This window comes from Pseudomonas sp. Pf153 (genome assembly GCF_001269775.1).
GTDB lineage: Bacteria > Pseudomonadota > Gammaproteobacteria > Pseudomonadales > Pseudomonadaceae > Aquipseudomonas > Aquipseudomonas uvaldensis.
On sequence record NZ_LHVL01000025.1, the window covers coordinates 236774 to 258043 of the forward strand.

19 protein-coding genes are annotated in these 21270 nt (G+C 61.8%); 11 read left to right on the forward strand and 8 right to left on the reverse strand.

Annotation, left to right across the window (positions count from 1 at the left end; all coding sequences use genetic code 11):
* Positions 1-149: 149 nt before the first annotated feature.
* Genes AD666_RS16395 through AD666_RS26455 form a run of 4 tightly spaced genes read right to left on the reverse strand, consistent with a single transcriptional unit; the run spans position 150 to position 2328 of the window.
* The gene (locus AD666_RS16395) at positions 150-989 is read right to left on the reverse strand and encodes an oxidoreductase (protein ID WP_053153989.1); all 840 of its coding nucleotides are present in this window, start codon (positions 987-989) and stop codon (positions 150-152) included.
* A 29-nt stretch (positions 990-1018) separates the two neighbouring features.
* Complete coding sequence (locus AD666_RS16400; protein ID WP_053153991.1) at positions 1019-1327, reverse strand: putative quinol monooxygenase; 309 nt, start codon at positions 1325-1327, stop codon at positions 1019-1021.
* Positions 1328-1355: 28 nt separating this feature from the next.
* The gene (locus AD666_RS16405) at positions 1356-2120 is read right to left on the reverse strand and encodes an SDR family NAD(P)-dependent oxidoreductase (RefSeq protein WP_053153994.1); all 765 of its coding nucleotides are present in this window, start codon (positions 2118-2120) and stop codon (positions 1356-1358) included.
* Between the two features lie 34 nt (positions 2121-2154).
* The gene (locus AD666_RS26455) at positions 2155-2328 is read right to left on the reverse strand and encodes a hypothetical protein (protein WP_156315950.1); all 174 of its coding nucleotides are present in this window, start codon (positions 2326-2328) and stop codon (positions 2155-2157) included.
* Positions 2329-2354: 26 nt separating this feature from the next.
* Here AD666_RS26455 and AD666_RS16410 point away from each other — a divergent pair, with 26 nt between their 5' ends.
* The 3 genes from AD666_RS16410 (at position 2355) to AD666_RS16420 (ending at position 4828) form a co-directional block, all read left to right on the forward strand.
* Positions 2355-3260 (forward strand): LysR family transcriptional regulator, encoded by a 906-nt coding sequence (locus tag AD666_RS16410; RefSeq protein WP_053153997.1) that lies wholly within the window; start codon positions 2355-2357, stop codon positions 3258-3260.
* Positions 3261-3380: 120 nt separating this feature from the next.
* Entirely contained in the window at positions 3381-3806 is a 426-nt protein-coding gene (locus AD666_RS16415) for a nuclear transport factor 2 family protein (protein WP_256222677.1), read from the forward strand.
* A 152-nt stretch (positions 3807-3958) separates the two neighbouring features.
* Entirely contained in the window at positions 3959-4828 is an 870-nt protein-coding gene (locus AD666_RS16420) for a helix-turn-helix domain-containing protein (RefSeq protein WP_053155345.1), read from the forward strand.
* Positions 4829-4834: 6 nt separating this feature from the next.
* On the opposite strand, the gene AD666_RS16425 is transcribed toward AD666_RS16420, so the two are convergent.
* The 3 genes from AD666_RS16425 to AD666_RS16435 all read right to left on the reverse strand — a co-directional run bounded on the left by AD666_RS16425 (position 4835) and on the right by AD666_RS16435 (position 6953).
* Entirely contained in the window at positions 4835-5392 is a 558-nt protein-coding gene (locus tag AD666_RS16425; protein ID WP_053154000.1) for a flavin reductase family protein, read from the reverse strand.
* Positions 5393-5533: 141 nt separating this feature from the next.
* On the reverse strand, positions 5534-6457 hold the full coding sequence (locus AD666_RS16430; protein WP_053154003.1) for an NADP-dependent oxidoreductase: 924 nt from the start codon (positions 6455-6457) through the stop codon (positions 5534-5536).
* 52 nt (positions 6458-6509) lie between these two features.
* Positions 6510-6953 carry a DoxX family protein gene (locus AD666_RS16435; RefSeq protein WP_082339813.1) on the reverse strand — a complete coding sequence of 148 codons (444 nt, stop codon included), beginning with the start codon at positions 6951-6953 and terminating at the stop codon, positions 6510-6512.
* Positions 6954-7302: 349 nt separating this feature from the next.
* Here AD666_RS16435 and AD666_RS16440 point away from each other — a divergent pair, with 349 nt between their 5' ends.
* Positions 7303-7779, forward strand: a complete 477-nt coding sequence (locus tag AD666_RS16440) for a DoxX family protein (RefSeq protein ID WP_053155349.1) — start codon at positions 7303-7305, stop codon at positions 7777-7779.
* Between the two features lie 56 nt (positions 7780-7835).
* Here the strand turns inward: AD666_RS16440 and AD666_RS16445 are convergent, their stop codons facing one another.
* Entirely contained in the window at positions 7836-8741 is a 906-nt protein-coding gene (locus tag AD666_RS16445) for a cation diffusion facilitator family transporter (protein WP_053155351.1), read from the reverse strand.
* 275 nt (positions 8742-9016) lie between these two features.
* On the opposite strand from AD666_RS16445, the gene AD666_RS16450 reads away from it, so the two are divergent.
* The 7 genes from AD666_RS16450 to AD666_RS16480 all read left to right on the forward strand — a co-directional run bounded on the left by AD666_RS16450 (position 9017) and on the right by AD666_RS16480 (position 21270).
* Positions 9017-11830: an ATP-binding protein gene (locus AD666_RS16450; RefSeq protein ID WP_053154005.1), complete on the forward strand. Its 2814-nt coding sequence runs from the start codon at positions 9017-9019 to the stop codon at positions 11828-11830.
* Complete coding sequence (locus AD666_RS16455) at positions 11827-13014, forward strand: EAL domain-containing protein (RefSeq protein ID WP_053154008.1); 1188 nt, start codon at positions 11827-11829, stop codon at positions 13012-13014. Before AD666_RS16450 ends, AD666_RS16455 begins: the two co-directional genes overlap by 4 nt.
* A gap of 78 nt (positions 13015-13092) precedes the next feature.
* Positions 13093-16308, forward strand: coding sequence for a hybrid sensor histidine kinase/response regulator (locus tag AD666_RS16460; RefSeq protein ID WP_053154010.1), 3216 nt, complete (start codon positions 13093-13095; stop codon positions 16306-16308).
* A gap of 35 nt (positions 16309-16343) precedes the next feature.
* Entirely contained in the window at positions 16344-16991 is a 648-nt protein-coding gene (locus AD666_RS16465; RefSeq protein ID WP_053154013.1) for a response regulator, read from the forward strand.
* Positions 16992-17230: 239 nt separating this feature from the next.
* The gene (locus tag AD666_RS16470; protein ID WP_053154017.1) at positions 17231-17821 is read left to right on the forward strand and encodes a fimbrial protein; all 591 of its coding nucleotides are present in this window, start codon (positions 17231-17233) and stop codon (positions 17819-17821) included.
* 69 nt (positions 17822-17890) lie between these two features.
* On the forward strand, positions 17891-18628 hold the full coding sequence (locus AD666_RS16475; RefSeq protein ID WP_053154020.1) for a molecular chaperone: 738 nt from the start codon (positions 17891-17893) through the stop codon (positions 18626-18628).
* A 176-nt stretch (positions 18629-18804) separates the two neighbouring features.
* Positions 18805-21270, forward strand: a complete 2466-nt coding sequence (locus AD666_RS16480) for a fimbria/pilus outer membrane usher protein (protein ID WP_082339815.1) — start codon at positions 18805-18807, stop codon at positions 21268-21270.

The following is a 21270-nucleotide window of genomic DNA, read 5'->3' on the forward strand; positions in this document are numbered from 1 at the left end:
GGAGCAAGGGTCCTTGGAGCGGCCACTGTCGTGGCCTGAGGCTTTTCTGTTGAATAGCCCCCATGCTTAGCCCCGTCCGTCCCTGGCGGGGCTTGAGCAACACATACTCGCTTTGGGTAGATTGCACCCGTGCACATTGCGGGCCGTATTCAAGCTTCAGGCAAAGGAAAGTCAGCCCCACGGGAAACGCGTTCCCAAGTGCGAAACTCGGTCTGCATGGCCGAGAGTTTATCCATTGCGACATCAACGGCCCGGTTCCCCAGCAACAGACGCTGGGGGGGCTGCGCCGCGGTGACCGCCGAGTAGATCGCCGCAGCCGCGCGAGCCGGGTCGCCTTCCTGCCGGCCTATGGAAGCGTCATAGGCGCGACGCGCCTGCCCGGCGGTGGCATCGTAATCGGCGATGGACTCGCTGACCTGGGTGGCCGAACCGGCCCATTCGGTGCGAAACGCACTGGGCTCGACCGTCATGACACCGATACCCAACGGCTCGACCTCGGCACGCAAGGTTTCCGACAACCCCTCCAGTGCGAACTTGCTCGCGCAGTAATAACCCACTGCTGGAAAGCCGGCCAGGCCCCCGATGGAGGTCAGGTTTACAATCATGCCTCGGCCTCGCTGGCGCATGCCGGGAAGTACGGCGTGGATCATGTTGGCGGAGCCAAAGAAATTGACCTCGAACAGCCGCCGCGCCGACTGCGGGTCAGTCTCCTCGACGGCGGCGAAATAGCCGATGCCGGCGTTGTTGACCAGCACATCCACCGATCCGAACAGGCGCTCGGCTTGCGCCACGACGGCCTTGGCCTGCTCGGCATCGGTGACATCCAGCGGCAGTATCAGGGCCTCGCCAAGGTCGGCAAGATCCCGTACCTGCTCGGCGTTGCGAGCGGTGACGATCACACGCTCGCCGCGTTCCAGCAGATGAGTTGCGATGAATCGGCCGAAACCGGTGGAACAACCGGTCACCAGCCACGAGTGCTGCTTGCTCATGGTCCGTATCTCCTGTGAATGGTCGGGTTTCAGGATCCAGCCGGATCGGGCTGCTGCCCGAAGGCGCGGATCTCGGGGGCCTCGCTGCAGAGCGAGTCGAGCTCTTTCATGAAGGCCTTCACATAGGGCGTCTGCATATGGCCGTCGAAGTCGGCGGGCGAGCGCCAGTCTTCGTAGACGAACCAGCGCTCGGCGGAATCGGCGGCCCGGTAGATCTCGTAACGAACGCAGCCAGGTTCCTGCCGGGTGGGGCCGACCAACGCCAGGAGGCGTTGGCCCAGCACCTCGCCCTGCCCAGGCCGAGCGTTGAAGAAAGCCACATTGGTCAACATGCTCATGATGTTCTCCTGTATGACAGTGGATCGATCAACCCGCGGTGACGGTCATGCCGCCGTCGGCCATGACCACCGAACCGACGATGAAACTTGCGCGGTCCGAGGCGAGAAAAGCGACGACTTCAGCGATTTCCTCTGGCTGCGCGGCACGACCGATGGGCGCGGCCTCGCCATGCTGGGCCAGGAAACCCGGGCCGTCTTCGACCACGTCGTTGAGGATGTTGGTCACCACGTCGCCGACGCCCACCGCGTTGACACGAATGCCATGCTCGATCGCTTCCAGGGCCAGGGTGCGGGTCAGCTGGGCCAAGGCACCTTTCGAGGCGGTATAGGCGGCAATGGTCGGGAAGGCGAAATAGGAGGCATAGGACGCGATGTTGACGATGGCGCCGGCCTTGTTGGGCATCATTGCCTTGACCGCTTCGCGGCAATGCAGGAAGGCCGCAGTGGCGTTGACCGCCTGGATGTGCTCCCAGTCTTCACGGGTCATGTCGATGACCAGTTTGTTGATGATGATCCCGGCGTTATTGACCAGGATGTCCAGCCGGCCGAACTGCTCGACGGCCAGCCCGACCGCGCGCTCGGCCGCGCCATCTTCGGTAATGTCGGCCACCAGCGGCACCAGTCCGGGACGGGCCAGCGCCTCGACGGCGGGGTTTCGGTCCTCGGCGACGACCTTGGCGCCACGGGCATGCAGCAGTAACGCGATAGCCTTGCCGATGCCGCTGGCGGCACCGGTGACCAGCGCGACCTTGCCTTCGACTTCGTTGGGAAAATGCTGCTTGATATCGCTCATGATTGCTCTCCTGCGTTGCGAGCCGAGGAGACATTCATCGGCTCGGCGCCTGTGAGGCGCTGTCGTTATCGACGGCTTCACTGTCTCGCAACGGGCCGATCCAGGCTTTTGCAGGCTTGCCGAGGCTGTCGGGATCTTGCGCCGAGGTGAACGACGCAGCCTCGCGGCCATCGATCGCAGTGGCTTGTCGGAAAAATCCGGATAACATTCAAGAAAACGTTCGAGCGATTAGAAATGATTTCAGACCCAGGCACGCCAACCCTCGACCAGCTTCGGGTATTCCTGACCGTGGTGGACGTCGGCAGCTTCGCCGGTGCCGCCCGCAAGCTGCATCGGGCCACGTCGGTGGTGAGCTACTCCATCGCCAACCTGGAAATGCAGCTCGGCGTAAGCCTGTTCGACCGCAAGACCACCCGCAAACCCCAGTTGACCGATGCCGGGCGCACGGTACTGGCCGAGGCGCGCACCATCTACAACGGTATCGACGGCCTGCGGGCCAAGGTGCGTGGATTGCTCCATGGGCTGGAAGCCGAGGTGCATCTGGTCCTCGATGTGATGCTGCCCAGCGAGCGTGTGGTGGACGCGCTCAAGGCCTTTCGCGAGCGCTTCCCGACCGTGTCGCTGCACTTGCACGTCGAGGCCTTGGGCGCGGTGACGCAACGGGTGCTGGACCGGACGGCCACGTTGGGCGTGAGCGGCCCCTTGACCCATAACCTCGACGGCATCGAACGCATCGGCGTGGGCAAGGTGGCTTTGATTCCGGTCGCCGCTCCCGACCATCCCTTGGCCCAATCGGCCCCCCATGCGCCGGGTGCCGGGCGCGCCCATGTGCAATTGGTCCTCACCGACCGCTCCAGCCTGACCAAGGACCAGGAGTTCGCGGTCATCGGCACCCGCACCTGGCGACTGGCCGACCTGGGGGCCAAGCACACGCTGCTGCGCGAAGGCATCGGCTGGGGCAACATGCCCATCGACAGGGTGAGCGACGACCTGGCCAGCGGCCGTCTGGTGCACCTCGACCTGCCCGACTGCCAAGGCGGCGATTATGGCTTTGACGTCGTCTACCGCACCGACATGCCCCCGGGCCCCGCGGCCAGCTGGCTGATCGAGCGCTTCAAGGCACAGGCGACCGATCTCTGATCGTTCGAGAAAATCGAACCTGAACGTCGAAAGCAACTGGCTTTTCATGACGGTGGTGCCGTGAGACAAATGCTCCAGGCCTGCCGTCCGGCACGCCCCGCCTTCGCCTTGAGACGAGTGATGACCATGATGACTGCCGAGCGGCTGCTGCACCTGCATTTCGAGTTGTTTGTGGATGACCATGAGCGCTGGAAGAACCTGATCGCCGATGACCTGGTATGGGAGCTGCCGTTTGCCCCTGCCCTCGGCCATCCGGCGCGGCTCGAGGGGCGCGATCAGGTATTGGGCCATGTCGGCTGGTTCGTCGGCGCGGTGCAGGACTTTCTCTTTTACGACCTTCGTATCCAACCGAGTACGAACCCTCTGGAGGCCGTCGCGCAAGTCAAGGCCAAGGGAACGATCAAGCACACCGGACGCCTTTATGAACAGGATTACGTGCTGTTCGTACGGGTGGAAAACGGCAAGCTGGCGTTCATCCGCGAATACTTCGACCCTGTACGGGCCGCCCTCGCCCTCGACGCCCCCATACCGGCCCTGGCGAACTGAGTCGACGGACACTCTTGCTCCGGCAGGCCATTGCTGCGTTACCCTATCGGTGCCGCCCTTGTCCGAGAGTGTCGCCCATGGAGCCTTTTGTGCACCCGCCTGAAGATACCGACCTGGCCGCCAGCGATGCCCAGCGCATCATGGCCGAGTCCATGCCGCAACATTTGCCGGGAACGGCGCAGGCACTGCCATCGCACCCGGCCATGCAGGATGTGGTGGTGCAGCTGTTCAGCCATCACAGCATCGTCGAGCCGATACTGGTGCCCGCCGTTGTGGAGCCGCTGCTGGTGTGGGTACTGGCGGGGCGGGCCAGGGTCGAGGAGCGCGCGCTCGGCGGCGCGTGGGAAGCCGCCCTCGTGGAGGCCGGCGACTTCTTCCTCACCAATACCCGCGATCCCTACGAAATGCGCTGGCAGACAGTGGAATGCGACACCTTCGAAGTGATGCACCTGTACCTGGGCCTGTCGCTGATCGATCAGGCTGCCCGCGATGTCCTGGGGGACCATCCCGATCCGGTGAGTTTCCTGGACATCTCCGGGGCCCGGGATGAGCGGGTGGACTTCATCCTCGATCAGTTGCGCATCGAACTCACCGAGCAACGCCAGCCCAGCCCGTTGTTCGTCCACAGCCTGGCCCAGGCCCTGGCCGTGCACCTGATCCGTCGATACCGCGATCCGCACGGCGACAACCGACGCAGCGGCGCCTTGCAAGCTTACAAGTTGCGTCGCGTCCTGGCGGTCATGAACGAGGGCCTGGCCGAAGACTTCAACCTCGCGCAACTGGCCCGGATCGCCGAATTGAGCGAGTACCACTTCAGCCGGGTCTTCAAGCGCGCGACGGGACTGTCGCCCTCGCAGTACTTCATCCGCCTGCGGATGAGTCGGGCCCGGCAACTGCTGCTCGAAACCGATCGCAGCATCATCGATATCGGGCTGGAGGTGGGCTATTGCAGCCCAAGCCATTTCTCCCAGGTCTTCCGGCGCGAGGTGGGGGTCACGCCCAGCACTTACCGCCAGGCATGAGCGGCCCTACAGGTTCTGCGGCTTGAAGCGCTCGCTCAGGTCGAGCATCGGGCCCGCTACGCGAAAACGACCCTGCCCATAGTAATGCAAGGTGGCCGGCTCGCTCACCGTGGCAGCGACGTGCCCCTTCACCACTTCCCAGATGAACAGACCGTACTCGTCGATCTGGCGATCATCGGCCAGGCGACATTCGAAACTGGCATAACATTCCTGGATCAACGGCGCCTGTACATGGTGGGCCGGCGCCGCGGTCAGCCCGTACGCCTCGAACTTGTCCAGCGAATGCCCCGAGCTGTTGCCCACCGCGACGACCGCATCGACCATGTCCGCGGTGGGCACGTTGATCACGCATTCGCGGCTGCGGCGGATCAGTTCGTAACTGTGGTTGCCTGCCCAGATGTAACAGCCGAAAAGCGCGGGACTGAATTGCATCATCATGTGCCAACCCATGGTCATGATGTTGGTTTCGCCCCGCCAGCCGGATGTGACCAGCACGATGGGGCCGGTCTCGAGATGACGACGGGTCTCGACCACGGGAAAGTCGGTCTTTTCATAACGCTGCATGGCAATGTCCTCCGATGGAAACCGGAGGCCAGCTTCTCGCACTTGCGAGCGGCGGTCTGTCGGAAGACTGTCGAGGGTGTCGGGAAATTGCGCATGAAAAAACCGGGCGTCTGCCCGGTTCGATTCATTGCCGCCACGGACCTATCGACTGGCGTCGAGTACCAGCTTGCCACGTATGTGCCGCTCCTTGCTCTGGCGCAGCGCGTCCTCGGCCTGGGACAAGGGCAGCACCTGGACCTCGATCACCAGCTCACCGGATTCGAACAACGAGGCAATGTGCTGGAGCTGCGCACCGTCGGAGCGTGTGGCGAAATGCTTGCCGCAGGCCCCGGCGGCTTCGGCCAGGCTGGCGTCGGGCGGGCTCACCGGGGAGACCAATACACCGCCGGGCTTGAGCACCGACCAGGAACGCACCTGGGTATCGCCACCGACCAGATCCAGCACCACATCGACCCGGTCCACGACAGACTCGAACGGAGCCTGGTTGTAATCGATCACCTGCGCGGCACCCAGTGCTTGCAAGTAGTCATGGTTGTACGCCGAGGCGGTGGCGATAACGGTGGCGCCGGCCATACGCGCCATCTGCACCGCCATGCTGCCGACACCGCCCGCCGCGCCGTGGATCAGCACGCGCTGGCCGGCCTTGATCCGTGCATGCTCATGGAGGGCCTGCCAGGCAGTCAACGCGACCGCCGGAACACCACTGGCTTGCAACGCCGTCAGGCGATTGGGCCGATGCGCAAGACGCTCCGCGCTGGCGACCACCTCGGTGGCATACCCGCCAACGATATTGATGAAACCGAACACCTCGTCGCCGACAGCCAGGCCACTGACGTTTTCCCCTACCGCCGCGACGCGACCGGCCACCTCGACGCCTGGCGTATAGGGCAACTGCAGTGGAATGAACGCCTTCATGGCACCGGAAAGGACCTTCCAATCGACCGGGTTCACGCCGCTGCCGGCCACTTCGATCAACACCTCACCCTGGCCTGGAACCGGCGAGGCCAACTCCTCGAACGACAAACCTTCAACCGGGCCGTACTGTGCTACGCGAATCGCTTTCATCTCTCACCTCGTAAAAAAGGAAATGGCGAGCCGGCGGCAGGCCGGCCCAGGGTCAGGCGCGGCGCGCATCCAGGCTGAAGCGGCCGGCGCCAAAGGCAACTACCTGCAACAGGCCACCGGCCATGGCGATGTTCTTGAAGAAGTGGATGAACTGATTCTGGTCGCCAAGCTGGTTATGGAACGCCAGCGCGGTGGCGACGCTGAACAGGGCCAGACCGGCCGCGACCAGGCGTGTGCGGTAGCCCAGAATCAGGGCAACACCGCCGACCACTTCCACCAGGATGGCGATTGCCAGGGCCAGGCTCGGGAACGGTAGGCCGACCGATTCGATATAAGCGACCATGCCCGCCGATGCGCCGATCTTGGAGACGCCGGAGAGCAGGAAGATGGCGCTCAGCAAGATGCGCCCGGCGAATGCAGCGGATGAAGACAACGAGGCGGCAGGGCCGAAAGCGGTGTTGGTGACGGTGCTGGACGATACGTTGGGGTGAGTCATGGTGGTTTCCTCTTGAAGGGCTCACCACCTTTGGTGAGCCGCAATGAGGTGAATTCTGCGCGCAACTCACTTACCTAAAAAGCCAGCTAATTTCGATCAAATCGTTCTATTAAATAGAAAAGCCGAGCGTCGGTTGAAGTATTGGAAAATACCCATGAACCGGTTGCCCTTGCGGTTCGTTTCCAGTCGGAGCCGATTGTTCGTCGCCATTGAATTCACCTGGCAACTTCACACGGTTTATCTCCTGCTCCCAAACCAGAACAATGCCCTCCATCCCCGCCAGGCACGCCGCCCCGTCCAGAGCGGAGCCTGTGACTCATCAGCCCCGCAACTGCGCAAGGGACTCCCCATGACCATAGAGAATTCATCGACGTTGCGCTCCGCCCTGGCCGCCGTGAACCTGCGGGCCGACCGCTTCGAACCTTATCTGTACGCCCTGCTGCGCACGGTATTCGCCATCGTCCTGTTCACCCACGGACTGCCGAAGGCGCTGCGCACGTCCCACGGGTCGATGGCCGATCCCATGGCCGGGTCGATCAACCTCATCCAGAACGTCATGGGCCTGCCCTTCGCTGCGCAGCTCGCGTTTCTGGTCATGTTGTTGGAAACCGTTGGCGCCCTGATGCTGGCGGTGGGGCTCGCCACGAGGCTGGTGGCCCTGCTGATCGCAATCCAGATGCTTGCCATCAGCTATGCGCTCGGACCGACCTGGCCCTGGATAGACCGGGGCATCGAGTTTCCGGTATTGATGGGTTTCCTGGCGCTCTACATCGTTGCGCGTGGTGGCGGCGCGCACTCAGTGGACACACGCCTGGGGGCCGGCTGAGGTGGCGCGAGCGGGCGTCGCGCTCCTCAGTCAGGCATTTCAAGGGCGGTGTGCAATCATGCGATCCACTTGCGATCACCGGTAAAGCAAATGGTCAGCCACCGCGTCGCGTCGGCCTGACCCAACCTGGCAGAGATCTGCTCACGGATCGCGTCCAGTTGCCCTACGGTTTGCAACCGGTAATCCGCCGGGAGCACGATGTGGATCTCGATAAAGCGCGCCCGCCCGTGCTTCTGGACATAGGACACATAGTCCTCGAAGCCGTGTTCCACCGTGGCCGCGTCCATCACCTGGCGCACCGTATCGTCAAGGTGATCCGGTGCGATACCCAATACATCGCGCAAAGCCGGGCGCAGGATCTTGAAGGCCGGTGCCAGCATGCTCAGCGCCAGCAGGATCAGGATCAACGGGTCGACATACATCGCCCACTGCCCGTAACCCTGGGACTTGAGCAACAGAGCGACCAGGAAACTGACCAGCAGGCCCACCGAAAGCATCGCGTCGACCAGCCAACTGATGTTGTCGAACTGGATGAGCGATGACTTGAGCGTTCGATTGCGGTAGCGAACGTAGAAGAAATAGCCGAACTCGACGACGGTGAACACCGCGGCATAGATGATCACCATGCCCAGCTCGATTTCACGGCCACCGTTGATGATGCCGGACACGCCATTGAGGAAGGCATAGATGGCGATCAGCAGCAGGAAACTGCCTTCGATCAGCAGGACCATGGGCTCCAGATGCCAGAATCCGAACTGGAAGCGGTGGTTGCTTTCCTTGGCGATCAACCTGGCCGTGATCAGCATCAGTACCTTGATGAAGGTAGCGACCAACGAGAAAAAACCATCGAACAGGATGGATTGGGCACCCGTTATGAAACCGGTGCAGATCCCGGCAATCGCCACGGCGAACATCAGGAAAGTGGATTGTTTGAGCAGCGACTGCTCACCTCGGTTACTCACGTAGCTTACCTCTGACAACATTCGAATCGATGCACAGCACGATCGATTTCCGGGCGACAGTCTACTTCATCGCCCTGGCAAGGAGCCTTTGAAGACGCCCACCTTCGGCATTTTAAGAATCGTCCTATGCCGGGCCGACACTCGAATCGAGGGCCGGCGGGCATGGCCGTCGCACGTGTCAGGCCCGCCAGCGCGTGCCCCATGCCAGGCTCCCGAGGCCACGCTTTCGGAATCGTCTGATACCCGTGCGGCTCGCGCCTCGCTAGGTTGGCTGGATGAAATTGAAGAACTACCTTCACCAGATCAACCCCCTCCTCTCCACTCCCAATGCCGCCCGACGCCTGCTGCGCATCTTTGGCGTGGTGCTGCTCGTGGGCATACTCAGTGGTGTCTACAGTTTTCTGCTGCTGACGTTCAATGCCGAGGTATCGCGCAGGCGCAGCCACATGAGCAGCGCCATCGCCGAGGCCCATACGTTCTTCACGACCCGTGGGGCATTGCTGGAGAGCCTGAGCCTGTCGGCCATCCGCAAGCCCGAGGGGGTGAAGCCACAGGTGTCGCCCGAGGAGATCCACCTGCTGCTGGGCAACGCACAAGGCAAGCAATGGAGCATCTGGTTGACCGAGCGGGTCAGGGACTACCTGACCAGCAGACAAGTGAACCTGCTCTATGTCAGCAGCGGCAACGATGTGCGAGTGAAGCGGCTTTACACGGCGACCCCTGCCGTGGGCGATTTTCCCTCGGCGATGCTGGACCGCTTGCAAGCGTTGAAAGGTGACAACAGGGCCTCGGTCAATGAGCTCTGGCTGACCAATCAGTCGAGCAGTCATTCGCAGCTGTACATGTTCATTCGTCTCGATCGGCGCGACCTCGACTCCGGCTGGCTGGGGCTGGAAATGGACGGTCGCGAGGTGTCCCACGCCCTGGACGACAGGAGCGCCGGGCAATTCATGATGTTCAATCCCGACGGCATGCTGGTATTCAGCAACAGCCAGCCGGCGCAACTCAGCCAGAACCTGTTGCAGGTGCAACGGCAGAATTTCTTCGGCTTCGTCGGCGATGCCTGGCTACCCGACCACCTGGTCATGCGCAAGCAGCTCAAGTCCTCCGACTGGCAGCTGGTGTACTCCATCGACTTGCGAGACGTCCTCCTGGCGCTATGGCCCCGCCTCGTGGGTGCCCTGCTGTTCTGCCTGTTCAGCATCAGCCTGGTGTGGATACTGATTCGCCGCCTCGAACATCGCTTCATCGCGCCGACCATCAGCCGCATCCAGGCCCTGGTGGAAAGCGAGCTGTTCAGCAGCGATGTGATCCAGACGGCCCCTGTGGCCCTGTGCGTGCTGCGCCGCGCCAATGGCCAGGTGGTCCTGGAGAACACCCTGTCGCAGCAGTGGCTGGGGCAAAGCGGCGAACGCGAGCGCCTGAGCCCTCGATGGATCTACCGGGCCTTCGACGCCATGGACCCGCAGGTCACCGACTACTTCGAGGCGGCCGACGGACGCCACCTGTACCTGAGTTGCGCCCCCACCCGCTACAAAGGCGAAGACGTGCTGCTTTGCGCGTTCAGCGATATCAGCACCCGCACGCAGATCGAAGAAGCCCTGGAGCAGGCACGACAGCTGGCCGACGCCGCCAATGAAGCCAAGACCCTGTTCCTGGCGACGATGAGCCATGAGATCCGCACCCCGTTGTACGGCGTGCTCGGGACACTGGAATTACTGGCGCGAACCGAACTGGATGCCCAGCAGACCGACTACCTTCGCACCATCGAGAGCTCTTCGGCGACATTGCTGCAATTGATCTGCGATGTCCTGGACGTCTCCAAGATCGAGGCAGGGCAACTGGCCCTGGAGCTCACCGAGTTCAGCGTGCTGGACCTGATTCACGAGGCGACCCAGGGCTATGCGGCCGCAGCCCATGGCAAAGGGCTGGACTTGTATGCCGTCATCGATCCGAAGGTACCTGAGCGGGTCATCGGCGACGTCTCCAGAATCCGTCAGATCCTCTACAACCTGTTGAACAATGCAGTCAAATTCACCGATGCAGGCCGAATCGTACTGCGAGTCAAGCTGGCTGGGCGGGACGGTGAGCGGGTCAGCCTGTTCTGGCAGGTTTCCGACACGGGCAAGGGAATAACCCAGGAAGACCAGTCGCGCATTTTCGAACCCTTCTACCAGACCCGCGGCCACACCAACGTGATCGCCGGTACCGGGTTGGGCCTGCCCATCTGCCAGCGTCTCACGCATCTGATGAATGGCAGTATCCGCGTGGTCAGCGAGCCCGGGCTGGGCAGCAGTTTTTCCCTGACCCTCTCGCTCGAACAGCCCATGGCGCCCGCGCCGGCGAGCAGCGTCCCGCCTCTGCTGCCGAAAGTGGTCTTCGTGGTTTCCCCCATCCGTGAACTGGCCGAGACCATGAGTGGCTGGTTGCGTCGCTGGGGCGCACGTGCGCAACTCGATCGCCCTGCCCCGGGCGCTCCGACCCAGGGAGCCGTGCTGCTCGAGCTGCACCCGGGTTCCTTCGAACAACGCCTGGCCCCGCAATGGACCGGGTCGCTGGTGATGGCGACCGGCGACGGCTATAACGACCCCCAGCAGGCTGCCGACGGCTGGGTGGTGAACATCAATCACCTGAACGCGATCCACCAGGCCGTCAGCCGCGCCCAGGGCCTGTGCGCCATCGAACCTGCGCATGACATCTGGCCGCGGCACCTGAAAAAACTGCATCTGCATATCCTGGTGGTGGAAGACAACGTCATCAACCAGTTGATCCTGCATGACCAATTGCAGGAACTGGGTTGCACGGCGGAACTGGCCGGAAACGGTGAAGAAGCGTTGGCGATGTGGCGCCGGGGTCGGTTCGATGTCGTGCTGAGCGACGTCAACATGCCCCGCATAAACGGCTATGAACTGGCTCGCGAGCTACGCCGCCTTGGCTGCGAAGTACCGATCATCGGCGCTACCGCCAATGCCATGCGCGGCGAAGAAGCACTGTGCCTGGCCGCAGGCATGAACCACTGCCTGGTCAAGCCTTTCACCCTGCAGGCCCTGCATAACCAACTGGCGCCCTACGAAAGAACCCCCTCATGAAACCCATCAGCGTACTGGTCGTCGAAGACCACCCATTCCAGCAGGTGTATCTGCAGAACCTCTTCAGCGAGCTGGGGGATTTCGACCTGCAATTCGCCCAGGAAGGCAGCGCGGCGCTGGATTGCCTGAAAAAGCGTGATTTCGATCTGGTCCTGACCGATCTGTTGATGCCCGGCATGGACGGCATCCAGTTCATCCAGGGACTGGCCGCCTCCGGCGCCCGGCCCGCGCTGGCGATCATGAGTGTGGCGTCCAGACGAATGCTCACGAGCGCAAGCCTGGCCGCCCGTAACCTGGGCGTCAAAGTCATAGGGCTGATATCCAAGCCGGTCAAGCTCGCCGCATTGCGCAATCTCACCGATCAACTGGGCGGCCTGCGCCAGGCTGACCTGCCCCTTCCCGGCCCGCAGATCGACCACCTGGCCATCAGCAATGCACTGGAGAGCGGCGAGTTGCGCGCCTGGTTCCAACCCAAGAAGTCCCTGGCCAACGGGCGGATCGTGGCCGCCGAAGCGTTGGTGCGCTGGGTTCATCCCGAGCATGGGCTTCTGCTGCCCGGGGTTTTCCTGCCGGCACTCAAGGCGTTCGACCTGGAAGAATGCCTGCTCTGGCACATCCTGGAGCAAGCGATCGTCGCTCAGAACCAATGGTGCAGCCAGGGCTATGCCATCCCGGTGTCGATCAACCTGCCCACGCATCTGCTCAACAGCCCGGACCTGGCGGACCGGATCCTCGCGTTCGTCCTCGAGCACCAGGGTGTTCCGGCGATGATCTGCTTCGAGTTGATGGAGTGCTCCATGCCCGAAGACATCAGCAACTTCTACGCCGGTGCATGCCGGTTGCGCATGAAGGGGTTTGGCCTTTCCCAGGACGACTTCGGCCAGGGCTACAGCTCGTATATGAACCTGGTCTCGACACCGTTCACCGAGTTGAAGATCGATCGGGCGCTGGTGCACGGCTGTACCACCAATGAAGAACTGACCCAGGCCCTGACCAGCATCGTCGCGCTCGGCCGCCAGCTGGGCCTGACGGTCGTGGCCGAAGGGGTTGAAACGGCGCAGGAGCTGGCGCTATTGCGTAGAATCAACTGCACCCAGGTGCAGGGTTTCCTGATCTCCCATGCCGTGTCGTCCAGCGAGTTCCAGCAATTGCTGACTCAGGATGGGCCGGCCTTGGTCGACTGACGACTGGAAATCCATTTTCATTTTGTCCAAGGTCGCGCGGTGCGCAACGTTTCCGAGCGTCCTTCAAAGGTTGGCCCAATGACCCATTCCGATGATCTTCTACAGAAACTGACCAGCAGCTCCTTGAAGATGAACAAAGGGCTGATCGTGCTGGGCGGTCTGGCGTCGCTATTGATCGGTCTCAGTGCCTGGGGCTTGAACCGAATGATCGAGGAGCAGCGCGACACCGTTCGGTTTCACTTCGCCAGGCTGATGGAAAACATCGGCGAACAGGACGCCTTCCTCGATGCGATTGCCCGGCAAAGCGCCAAAGGCCTGCCGCTGGATACCGGGCAGTTCCGGATGTTTGTCGAAGAGCCGTTGCCGGATGAAGGCGATGGCATCTACAAAGGCCAGGAACTGTCTTTCTCCCTGCCCTTCAGCGTGAAGATCAACCCGGCCACCATCGAGCCGGGGGAACGCCACCGGGTCTTCGGCCTGGGTGCCCATTTGGCCAGCTACTACAGCGCCTTCTGGTCGGCGTCGTATTACCAGTCGCCGCAAGTGTTCCTGTTCAACATGCCGGACAACTTCGATATCGCCGTGCCCGCTGCCGGCCGCCTGCGCGGCGTCGGCCAGATCCAGGGCGGCACCTACCAGCAGGTCATGAACCAGATATTGCAACGGCTGCATGAGGACAACCCTCGGCCTGCGGACAGTCGCGTGCACTGGGTGCGCTATAGCGCCGAAACGGACAACAGCGCCCCGCCGACCGTCCTGGCCTACATCAACATCGACATGCCGGCCACCCAGCTGGGTATCCGGGGTGCCAGCCCCTGGGTGGTGGTGGCTTCGCTGCTGAACCTGAACCAGCTCAACGAGATCGAGCGCATCATGGAGTGGTCGATCTACGATCGCTTCAGCCTGGTAGCCCCCAACGGTGCCCTGCTGGTAGGCGCCGAAAAGCCTGGGCAAGACCTCAAGGACGGGCTCAACTTTCGTCTCGATGGCCTGGTGCTCAAGATTTCCAGCGACGGGCAACAGCCCTGGACAGCCGTCTATGTGGTCGGCTTCAAGAGCTTCATCGACTATGCCTGGTGGCCCTTGCTGGGCATGTTGACGCTGATGCTCGCGAGCATCGGCGGTGGCTGGGCTTTCAACCGGTGGTACAAGACTCGCGTGGTCTTGCCCGCCCATGAGGCCCACCAGAGCATCGCCGAAAGCGAGGCCTTCAGTCGCGCGATCATCGACAGCGCTCCCACCGGCCTGTGCGTGATACGTCGCAGCGATCACAAGATCCTCCTGCAGAACCAGCGTCTTCAACAATGGCAGCCAAGTGACAAACTGATCGCCGCACTCGAGCAGAGGCAACTGCTCACCCGTGCGGGCCAGACGGAGCTGCAGATCGACGGTCGCCATCTGCAGGTGGGTTTCGTCGGGGCTCGCTATCACGGGCAGGAGGTCTGGATCTGCGCATTCAACGACGTGACCCGCCACATCGAGGATGCCGCGGCGCTGGAACAGGCACTGCACGCCGCCGATTCCGCCAATGCGGCAAAAACCCGTTTCCTGGCGACCATGAGCCATGAGATTCGCACGCCTTTATACGGCGTACTGGGCACGCTGGAACTCCTGGGCCTGACTGAGCTGGCCCCCCGCCAGCAGGAATACCTGCGCACGATCCAGCGCTCGTCGGCCACCTTGTTCCAACTGATCAGCGACGTACTGGATGTATCGAAGATCGAAGCCGGGCAGATGACCATCGAGGCCCAGGACTTCTGCCCGCTGGAACTGACCGAAGAGACCCTGCGGGCCTACAGCGCTTTCGCCCAGGCCAAGGGCTTGCAGCTTTACGCCTGTATCGACCCCGCCGTTCCCGACCAGGTGCGGGGCGATCCGCTGCGGATCCGCCAGATCCTCAACAACCTGGTGAGCAACGCGATCAAGTTCACCGACAACGGACGCGTCGTACTGAGGTTGCGAGTCCTGGACAAGAATGCCGACGTCGCCAGCCTGCTGTGGCAGGTCAGCGACTCCGGCATCGGCATCTCCCAAGCGCAACAGGCCCAGCTGTTCGACCCTTTCTACCAGGTTCGCGATGCGTCCAGCGAAGCGGGCGCCGGCCTGGGCCTGGCGATCTGCCGATGGTTATGCGAACTGATGGCCGGCGAGCTGAAAGTGGTGAGCGAACCCGGGCTCGGCAGCAGTTTTTCATTGCAACTCAAGCTTGCCTGCGGCCAAGGCCATCTGGGCGACTGCCCGCAATTCGATCCGCACACCCCGCCCGTCTATGTACAGGCACCCACGCCTGAACTGGCGCAGCATGTCTGCAACTGGCTCGAACGACTAGGCCAGGAAACCCGTATCGTCAACCCGGAACAGCCGCCGTGCGCATCATCGCTGTTGCTCGATGTACTGCCCTCGTCCCAGGAGTCCTCCTGGACTGGCCCGCGGATAATCGCCAGGGCCGCCGGTCCTAACCCGCCGGAGTACACCCGCGCCGGTTGGACCGTGGATGCGTACGACATCCGGGCGATGGCATGGGCAATACGTTTCGCCCAGCAGGGCACCGACTCACGGACATTCCCATCGACCATGGAGCCGCCACGACACCTGGACCTGAACATCCTGGTGGCCGAGGACAACCCGATCAACCGGGCGATCATCAAGGAGCAACTGCAGGCGCTGGGCTGCTCGGTAGTCGCCACGGCGAATGGCGAGCAGGCCCTGCATCAATGGTTGCCCGGCTCATTCGACCTGGTGCTGACCGATGTGAACATGCCGGTAATGAACGGCTATGAACTGGCCCAGGCACTGCGCAGGAACGAGCCGGACCTGCCGATCATCGGCGTGACCGCCAATGCCCTGCGCGACGAGGGAGAGCGCTGCGCTGCGGTCGGCATGAATGCCTGGCTGGTAAAGCCGCTCAACCTGCACATGCTGCGGACACAGCTGTTGAAACACTGCAAGCTCGCCGAGCCGCCCCCCTTCAGCCCGGCACCGCCTGCGGCCGACACGGTGCACAATGCCGACCGACCACAGCTGTCGCCGAAAATGCGGGACCTGTTCCTCAGCACGATGCAGCAGGATATCGACACGCTCAATGCCACGCTCCAAGGCAACGACACCGCCGCGGTAGCCCGGCAACTGCACAGCATGGCCGGGGCATTGGGCGCCGTGCAGGCGGCCGACCTGGCGCAAACCTGCATCGACCTGGAGAACCGGTTGGAGGGCCGGCACATGACACCTGACCTGGCCGGCGACATCGAGGCTATGCTTGGGCGATTGAGAGCGATGCTCGACGCACTGGCATGACGGTATGACTCAATAACGTATTAGGGATAGCCAACATGGCCACACTCAACGTCGTGATCGCGGATGATCACCCCATCGTATTGCTGGGCGTGCGTGAGCTGATAGAACGCGACGACCGCTTCCGGATCGTCGGTGAGGCGGTCTGTTCGAATGGACTGATAGAGCTTCTCAAACACCAGCCGGTCGACCTGGTGATCACGGACTTCAACATGCCGGCCGACTCACCCTACGGTGATGGACTCAAACTGGTGGAGTACCTGCGACGGCACTTCCCGGAGGTGAAAATCCTCCTGCTGACGATGATCTCCAACCCGCTGATCCTGACACGGCTCCATGAACTGGGCGTGGTCGGTGTCATCCAGAAGAACCAGTTGCAGGACGACATCCAGCTTGCGCTCACGGCCATCGCCCAGGGACGCCCTTTCAAGAGTGCAAGGCCCCTGGCCCATAGCGTGAGGGAGCAGAACGTCGCGCTGGATGAACGGCTGTCGAGGCTATCGCCCAAGGAGTTCGAGATTCTGCGCCTGTTCGTCTCGGGGCTGAGCGTCACTGCCATCGCAAAAAGCCAGTCCAGGAGCGCGAAGACCGTCAGCACCCAGAAAATCGCCGCCATGCGTAAACTTGAAGTTTCCAGCGACCAGGATCTGCTGACGTATTGCCTGGAGAACAATATCTTCAGTTGAACAACTCTCTTCGCGCCTACTTGTCATTTCTATAACTTTCAACTTTCGCGCGCCCTCCTCCAACATTCATACATTGACGGTCTGTGCATGAGGCGCAGGCCCGTTCATCGCTCTAAACGCTCCGCCCACAACTAGCCCATTGACATCAATCAGAATTGTCTGATGGCCCGTGCCCCGGCAAAAAACTAAATTGGCCCGGCGTTTAGAACGCAACTTATCTCCGACATATGGATATTTAAATGAAGAACATATCGCTGACACTGCTGACACTTTCAATGCTCGCCGCCGCGGGTCAATCGTTTGCAGCTGATCCGGTAACGCCCACCCTGGCCGGCAGTGGCACTATCAATTTCAGCGGCATCATCAACAACGACGCCTGCTCCATCGAAAGTGCCGGCCTGAATAAAACCATCTCGGTGCCCATGGGTGAAGTGTCCATCAAGGACATGGGCACAGCAGCAGCACCCATCGGCAGCGGCAAGCTGAGCGCGGAAAACTTCGACATGAAGATCAACTGCAACGCCGGCACCAAGGTTGCGATGATTTTCGAACCGACCAAAGGCGCGGGCTCGGGCATCGTGACCGGCACCAAGGTCCTCAAGCTGACTGACGGTGTAGGCGCAGCCAAGAACATCGGTATCGCCCTGCTGAACGCCAATGGCGACCAGATCGACCTGAGCTCCCCAACTGCCGCCAGAATCGAAAACACCCTGCAGGACGGCAGCGCGACCCTGAAGTTCTCCGCTGCCTACGTCACTACTGCCGATCCGAAGACCGCCGTGGCCGGTCGCGGCGACGCCACCCTGCCGTTCACCCTGCAATACGAGTAAGGGCCGGACGGGGCTGATACTGCGCGGGACTTCAGGGTCCCGCCTTTTCTCAATTTCAGGCATCCAGTCATGTTCAACCGACACTTCCTATCGTTGTGCGTGGGTTTGCACTGCGCACTGCTTGCAGCACAGGCAAGCGCCGGCATCTCGCTGAGCGCGACCCGCCTGGTGTTCGACGCCGAGCACAAAGAGGTCAGCATCAAGGTACGTAACAATGGTGACGACCTGCTGATTCAATCCTGGATCGACGGCGAGACCGAGAAAGCGCCAGTCCCTTTTGCCGTGACACCGCCGCTGGCAAGGATCATGGCCAAGGAACAGCAACTGCTGCGGATTATCTATGAGGGCACCGGCATGCCAACCGACAAGGAATCGGTGGTATGGCTCAATGTCCAGGAAATCCCCCAGGCCGCCAAGACGCCGAACACGTTGCAACTGGCGGTACGCCAGCGCATCAAGGTGTTCTTCCGCCCTGTCGGCCTTGCGTCAGAAGCGTATCTGGCGCCTGAACAACTGTCGTGGCGACTGGGCGAGCAGCAAGGTCATGCGACATTGACGATAAGCAACCCGAGTCTCTATCACGTTTCATTGTCGGAAGTGGCCGTTCGTTCAGGCTCCAGCACTGAACACCCGGTGGACTCCATGATGATTGCGCCCGGCGAGACCAAAACGCTCCCTCTTAAACAGGCCACACATTCGAACTATTCGAGCGTCAACTTTTCAAGCATCAACGATTACGGTGCGCAAGTTCGCTATGCAGCGACTTTCACCGGTGCATCGGCCGTCAATGGAAAAGCAGTGCAATAACGATCGCCGTACTCACAGCAGTTCCCGACGCTCTCCGATTTCAATAACGAACCTTAACTTCTGTCGTCCGTAGCGATATAGGGCTGGGCATGTCTTTATTCCCACGCAGCAACTCCAACTCCCCGACAAAAACGACGTCGTCCATTAACTTTGGTCTTAACGCGTTATACCTGGCGATGTTGGCAGGCCTGACCCAGCTCGCAGAAGCTGGCGACCCGGCAGTTCAAGAACCCCTTCAAGTCAGCCAGTTCAATACCTCATTCCTGCAAGGCGCAGCGTCCTCCGTGGACCTGGATCTGCTGCTCTCGGCCAACAGCGTTTTGCCAGGAAATTATCGGGTGGACGTCTACAGCAACGACGTGCTGGTCGGCCGTCGCGATATCGATTTTCGGCGCGTTGAGAAAAGCGCAAAAGTGGAAGCCTGCCTGACCCTGGAAACCTTGCAGCAACTGGGGATCAACCTGAGCCGGCCCGAAGTGGCGGACCGCCTCAAAAACGCTGCGCCGGACGCCTGCCATGACCTGCCGGCCTTGATCGACCAGGCGACCGTCAACTACGACCCCAGTCGCCTGCGACTGTCGATCAGCATTCCGCAGATCGCCATGCAACGAGGCATGCGTGGTTATGTCGACCCCGCGCTGTGGGACGCGGGAGTGCCCGTTGGGTTCATCAACTATCAGTTGAGCAGCAATCGCAACAGCACCGACAGCGCCACGACGATTTCCAACAACCTGGGTCTGCGCAACGGCATCAACCTCGGCGGCTGGAGGCTGCGCAACGAATCCAACTTCAACAGCCAGACCGGCCGGCCGAATACGTTCACCAGCAACCGTAGCTATGTGCAACATGACGTCACGGCCCTGAAGGGACAGTTCAGCGCGGGGGACATTTTTTCCGACTCGCAGTTGTTCGACAGCGTCCGCTACCGCGGGCTGATGCTGAGCTCCGACGAGGGCATGCGCGCCGACAGCGAACGTGGCTACGCACCGGTCATCAGAGGCGTTGCGCAAAGCAACGCCACCGTGGAGATTCGCCAGAACGATTACATCCTGTACAGCACCAACGTGCCGCCTGGTCCTTTCGAGATCAGCGATATCTACCCCAGCGGCTCCAACGGTGATCTCCAGGTGACGATCATCGAAGCGGACGGCCGCCGACGTGAAACCATCCAGGCCTTCTCCAGCCTGCCGATCATGGTGCGCCAGGGGCAGGTCAACTACAGCGTCTCGGCGGGCCAGTACAAGAGCAACACCGAAGGCCTGGCATCGCCGCAGATGCTCAGCAGTACCTTGGCCTACGGCCTGAGCAGCAACACGACCGGCATCGTCGGCGTACAGGCAACCGATAATTTCAGGGCCTTGTCCATGGGCCTGGGTCGCAATACGCCCTGGGGGGCCGTGTCGTTCGACCTGACCCATTCGTCCAGCCAGTCCCACGGCCAGACCACACAAGGCAACAGCCTGCGGATGCTGTACGCCAAGACTTTCAGTGGCACCAACACCAACTTCACCCTCGCTGCCTACCGTTACTCGACCGAGGGTTACCGCACGCTGACCGAACATATCGAGGATCAGAGCTACGCCGAACAGCGTCGCGGCAACTCCAAGACCCGCACGGACCTGACCGTGAGCCAGAGCCTGGGCCGCAACCAGCAGTTCGGAAGCCTTTACCTGAACGCTACCGACCAGCGTTACTGGGGACGAGGCGGATCCCAGAGTGTGTCCGCCGGCTACAGCAACAACTGGGGTGACCTGACCTACAACCTCGGCGTGATCCACACCCAGGACGTGGGAAGTTTCGGCCCCTCGAACAACGACACACAGATGAACCTGTCGCTGTCGTTTCCCCTCGGTTCCAAACCACGGGCACCCCGGGCGTATTTCTCGACCACCAGCCAGAAATCCGGCGACAGCACTCAACTGGGGGTGAACGGCTACCTATCGGAAAACAGCGACACCTATTATTCCGTACAGGCAGGCAACAGCAGCACCAGCGGCAATTCGGGATCGGCGAGCATCAGTACCCGACAGCCCTTCGTGGACATCAATGCGGGCTACAGCCAGGGTCGCGGCTACACCTCGCAGAACCTGAACCTCGCCGGTTCGGTGGTAGCCCACGCGGGAGGGATCAACCTCGGGCAGACCCTGGGTGAAACCTTTGCACTGGCCGAGGTGCCAGACGTACCCGGCGGCGTCAAGATCAGCAGTTTCAGCGGAACCAAAACCGGCCGCAACGGCTTTGCGGTCATCCCCAACACCCAACCCTACCGGGTGAACTGGATCAGCCTCGACACTCGTGATCTGGGCGCCGATGTCGAGATCGAGAATGCCACCCAACAAGTCGTGCCTCGACGCGGCGCCGCCGTACTGGTGCGCTACGCCTCGCAAACCGGTCGGCGGGTCCAGTTCGAACTGTTCGATGCCATGCACAAGCATCTGCCGTTCGGCACGGTGCTGGAAGACTCAAGCGGCAAGCAGATCGCGATGGCCGATCCTTCCGGCAAGGCCCTGGCCCTGGTGCAGGACCCGAGCGCCACGCTCACCATCAAATGGGCGGACAAGCAATGCCAGGCGAGTTACTCCCTGCCCGAGCGCGACAAGGCTCTGAACTACGAGCGGGTCAGGCTCGAATGCAGGCCCTGA

What these genes read in the sequence shown, in the direction of transcription:
- AD666_RS16395 (WP_053153989.1), bottom strand. Translation starts at nt 989, where the DNA reads ATGAGCAAGCAGCACTCGTGGCTGGTGACCGGTTGTTCCACCGGTTTC.
- AD666_RS16400 (WP_053153991.1), bottom strand. Translation starts at nt 1,327, where the DNA reads ATGAGCATGTTGACCAATGTGGCTTTCTTCAACGCTCGGCCTGGGCAG.
- AD666_RS16405 (WP_053153994.1), bottom strand. Translation starts at nt 2,120, where the DNA reads ATGAGCGATATCAAGCAGCATTTTCCCAACGAAGTCGAAGGCAAGGTC.
- AD666_RS26455 (WP_156315950.1), bottom strand. Translation starts at nt 2,328, where the DNA reads ATGTTATCCGGATTTTTCCGACAAGCCACTGCGATCGATGGCCGCGAG.
- AD666_RS16410 (WP_053153997.1), top strand. Translation starts at nt 2,355, where the DNA reads ATGATTTCAGACCCAGGCACGCCAACCCTCGACCAGCTTCGGGTATTC.
- AD666_RS16415 (WP_256222677.1), top strand. Translation starts at nt 3,381, where the DNA reads ATGACCATGATGACTGCCGAGCGGCTGCTGCACCTGCATTTCGAGTTG.
- AD666_RS16420 (WP_053155345.1), top strand. Translation starts at nt 3,959, where the DNA reads ATGCCGCAACATTTGCCGGGAACGGCGCAGGCACTGCCATCGCACCCG.
- AD666_RS16425 (WP_053154000.1), bottom strand. Translation starts at nt 5,392, where the DNA reads ATGCAGCGTTATGAAAAGACCGACTTTCCCGTGGTCGAGACCCGTCGT.
- AD666_RS16430 (WP_053154003.1), bottom strand. Translation starts at nt 6,457, where the DNA reads ATGAAAGCGATTCGCGTAGCACAGTACGGCCCGGTTGAAGGTTTGTCG.
- AD666_RS16435 (WP_082339813.1), bottom strand. Translation starts at nt 6,953, where the DNA reads ATGACTCACCCCAACGTATCGTCCAGCACCGTCACCAACACCGCTTTC.
- AD666_RS16440 (WP_053155349.1), top strand. Translation starts at nt 7,303, where the DNA reads ATGACCATAGAGAATTCATCGACGTTGCGCTCCGCCCTGGCCGCCGTG.
- AD666_RS16450 (WP_053154005.1), top strand. Translation starts at nt 9,017, where the DNA reads ATGAAATTGAAGAACTACCTTCACCAGATCAACCCCCTCCTCTCCACT.
- AD666_RS16455 (WP_053154008.1), top strand. Translation starts at nt 11,827, where the DNA reads ATGAAACCCATCAGCGTACTGGTCGTCGAAGACCACCCATTCCAGCAG.
- AD666_RS16460 (WP_053154010.1), top strand. Translation starts at nt 13,093, where the DNA reads ATGACCCATTCCGATGATCTTCTACAGAAACTGACCAGCAGCTCCTTG.
- AD666_RS16465 (WP_053154013.1), top strand. Translation starts at nt 16,344, where the DNA reads ATGGCCACACTCAACGTCGTGATCGCGGATGATCACCCCATCGTATTG.
- AD666_RS16470 (WP_053154017.1), top strand. Translation starts at nt 17,231, where the DNA reads ATGAAGAACATATCGCTGACACTGCTGACACTTTCAATGCTCGCCGCC.
- AD666_RS16475 (WP_053154020.1), top strand. Translation starts at nt 17,891, where the DNA reads ATGTTCAACCGACACTTCCTATCGTTGTGCGTGGGTTTGCACTGCGCA.
- AD666_RS16480 (WP_082339815.1), top strand. Translation starts at nt 18,805, where the DNA reads ATGTTGGCAGGCCTGACCCAGCTCGCAGAAGCTGGCGACCCGGCAGTT.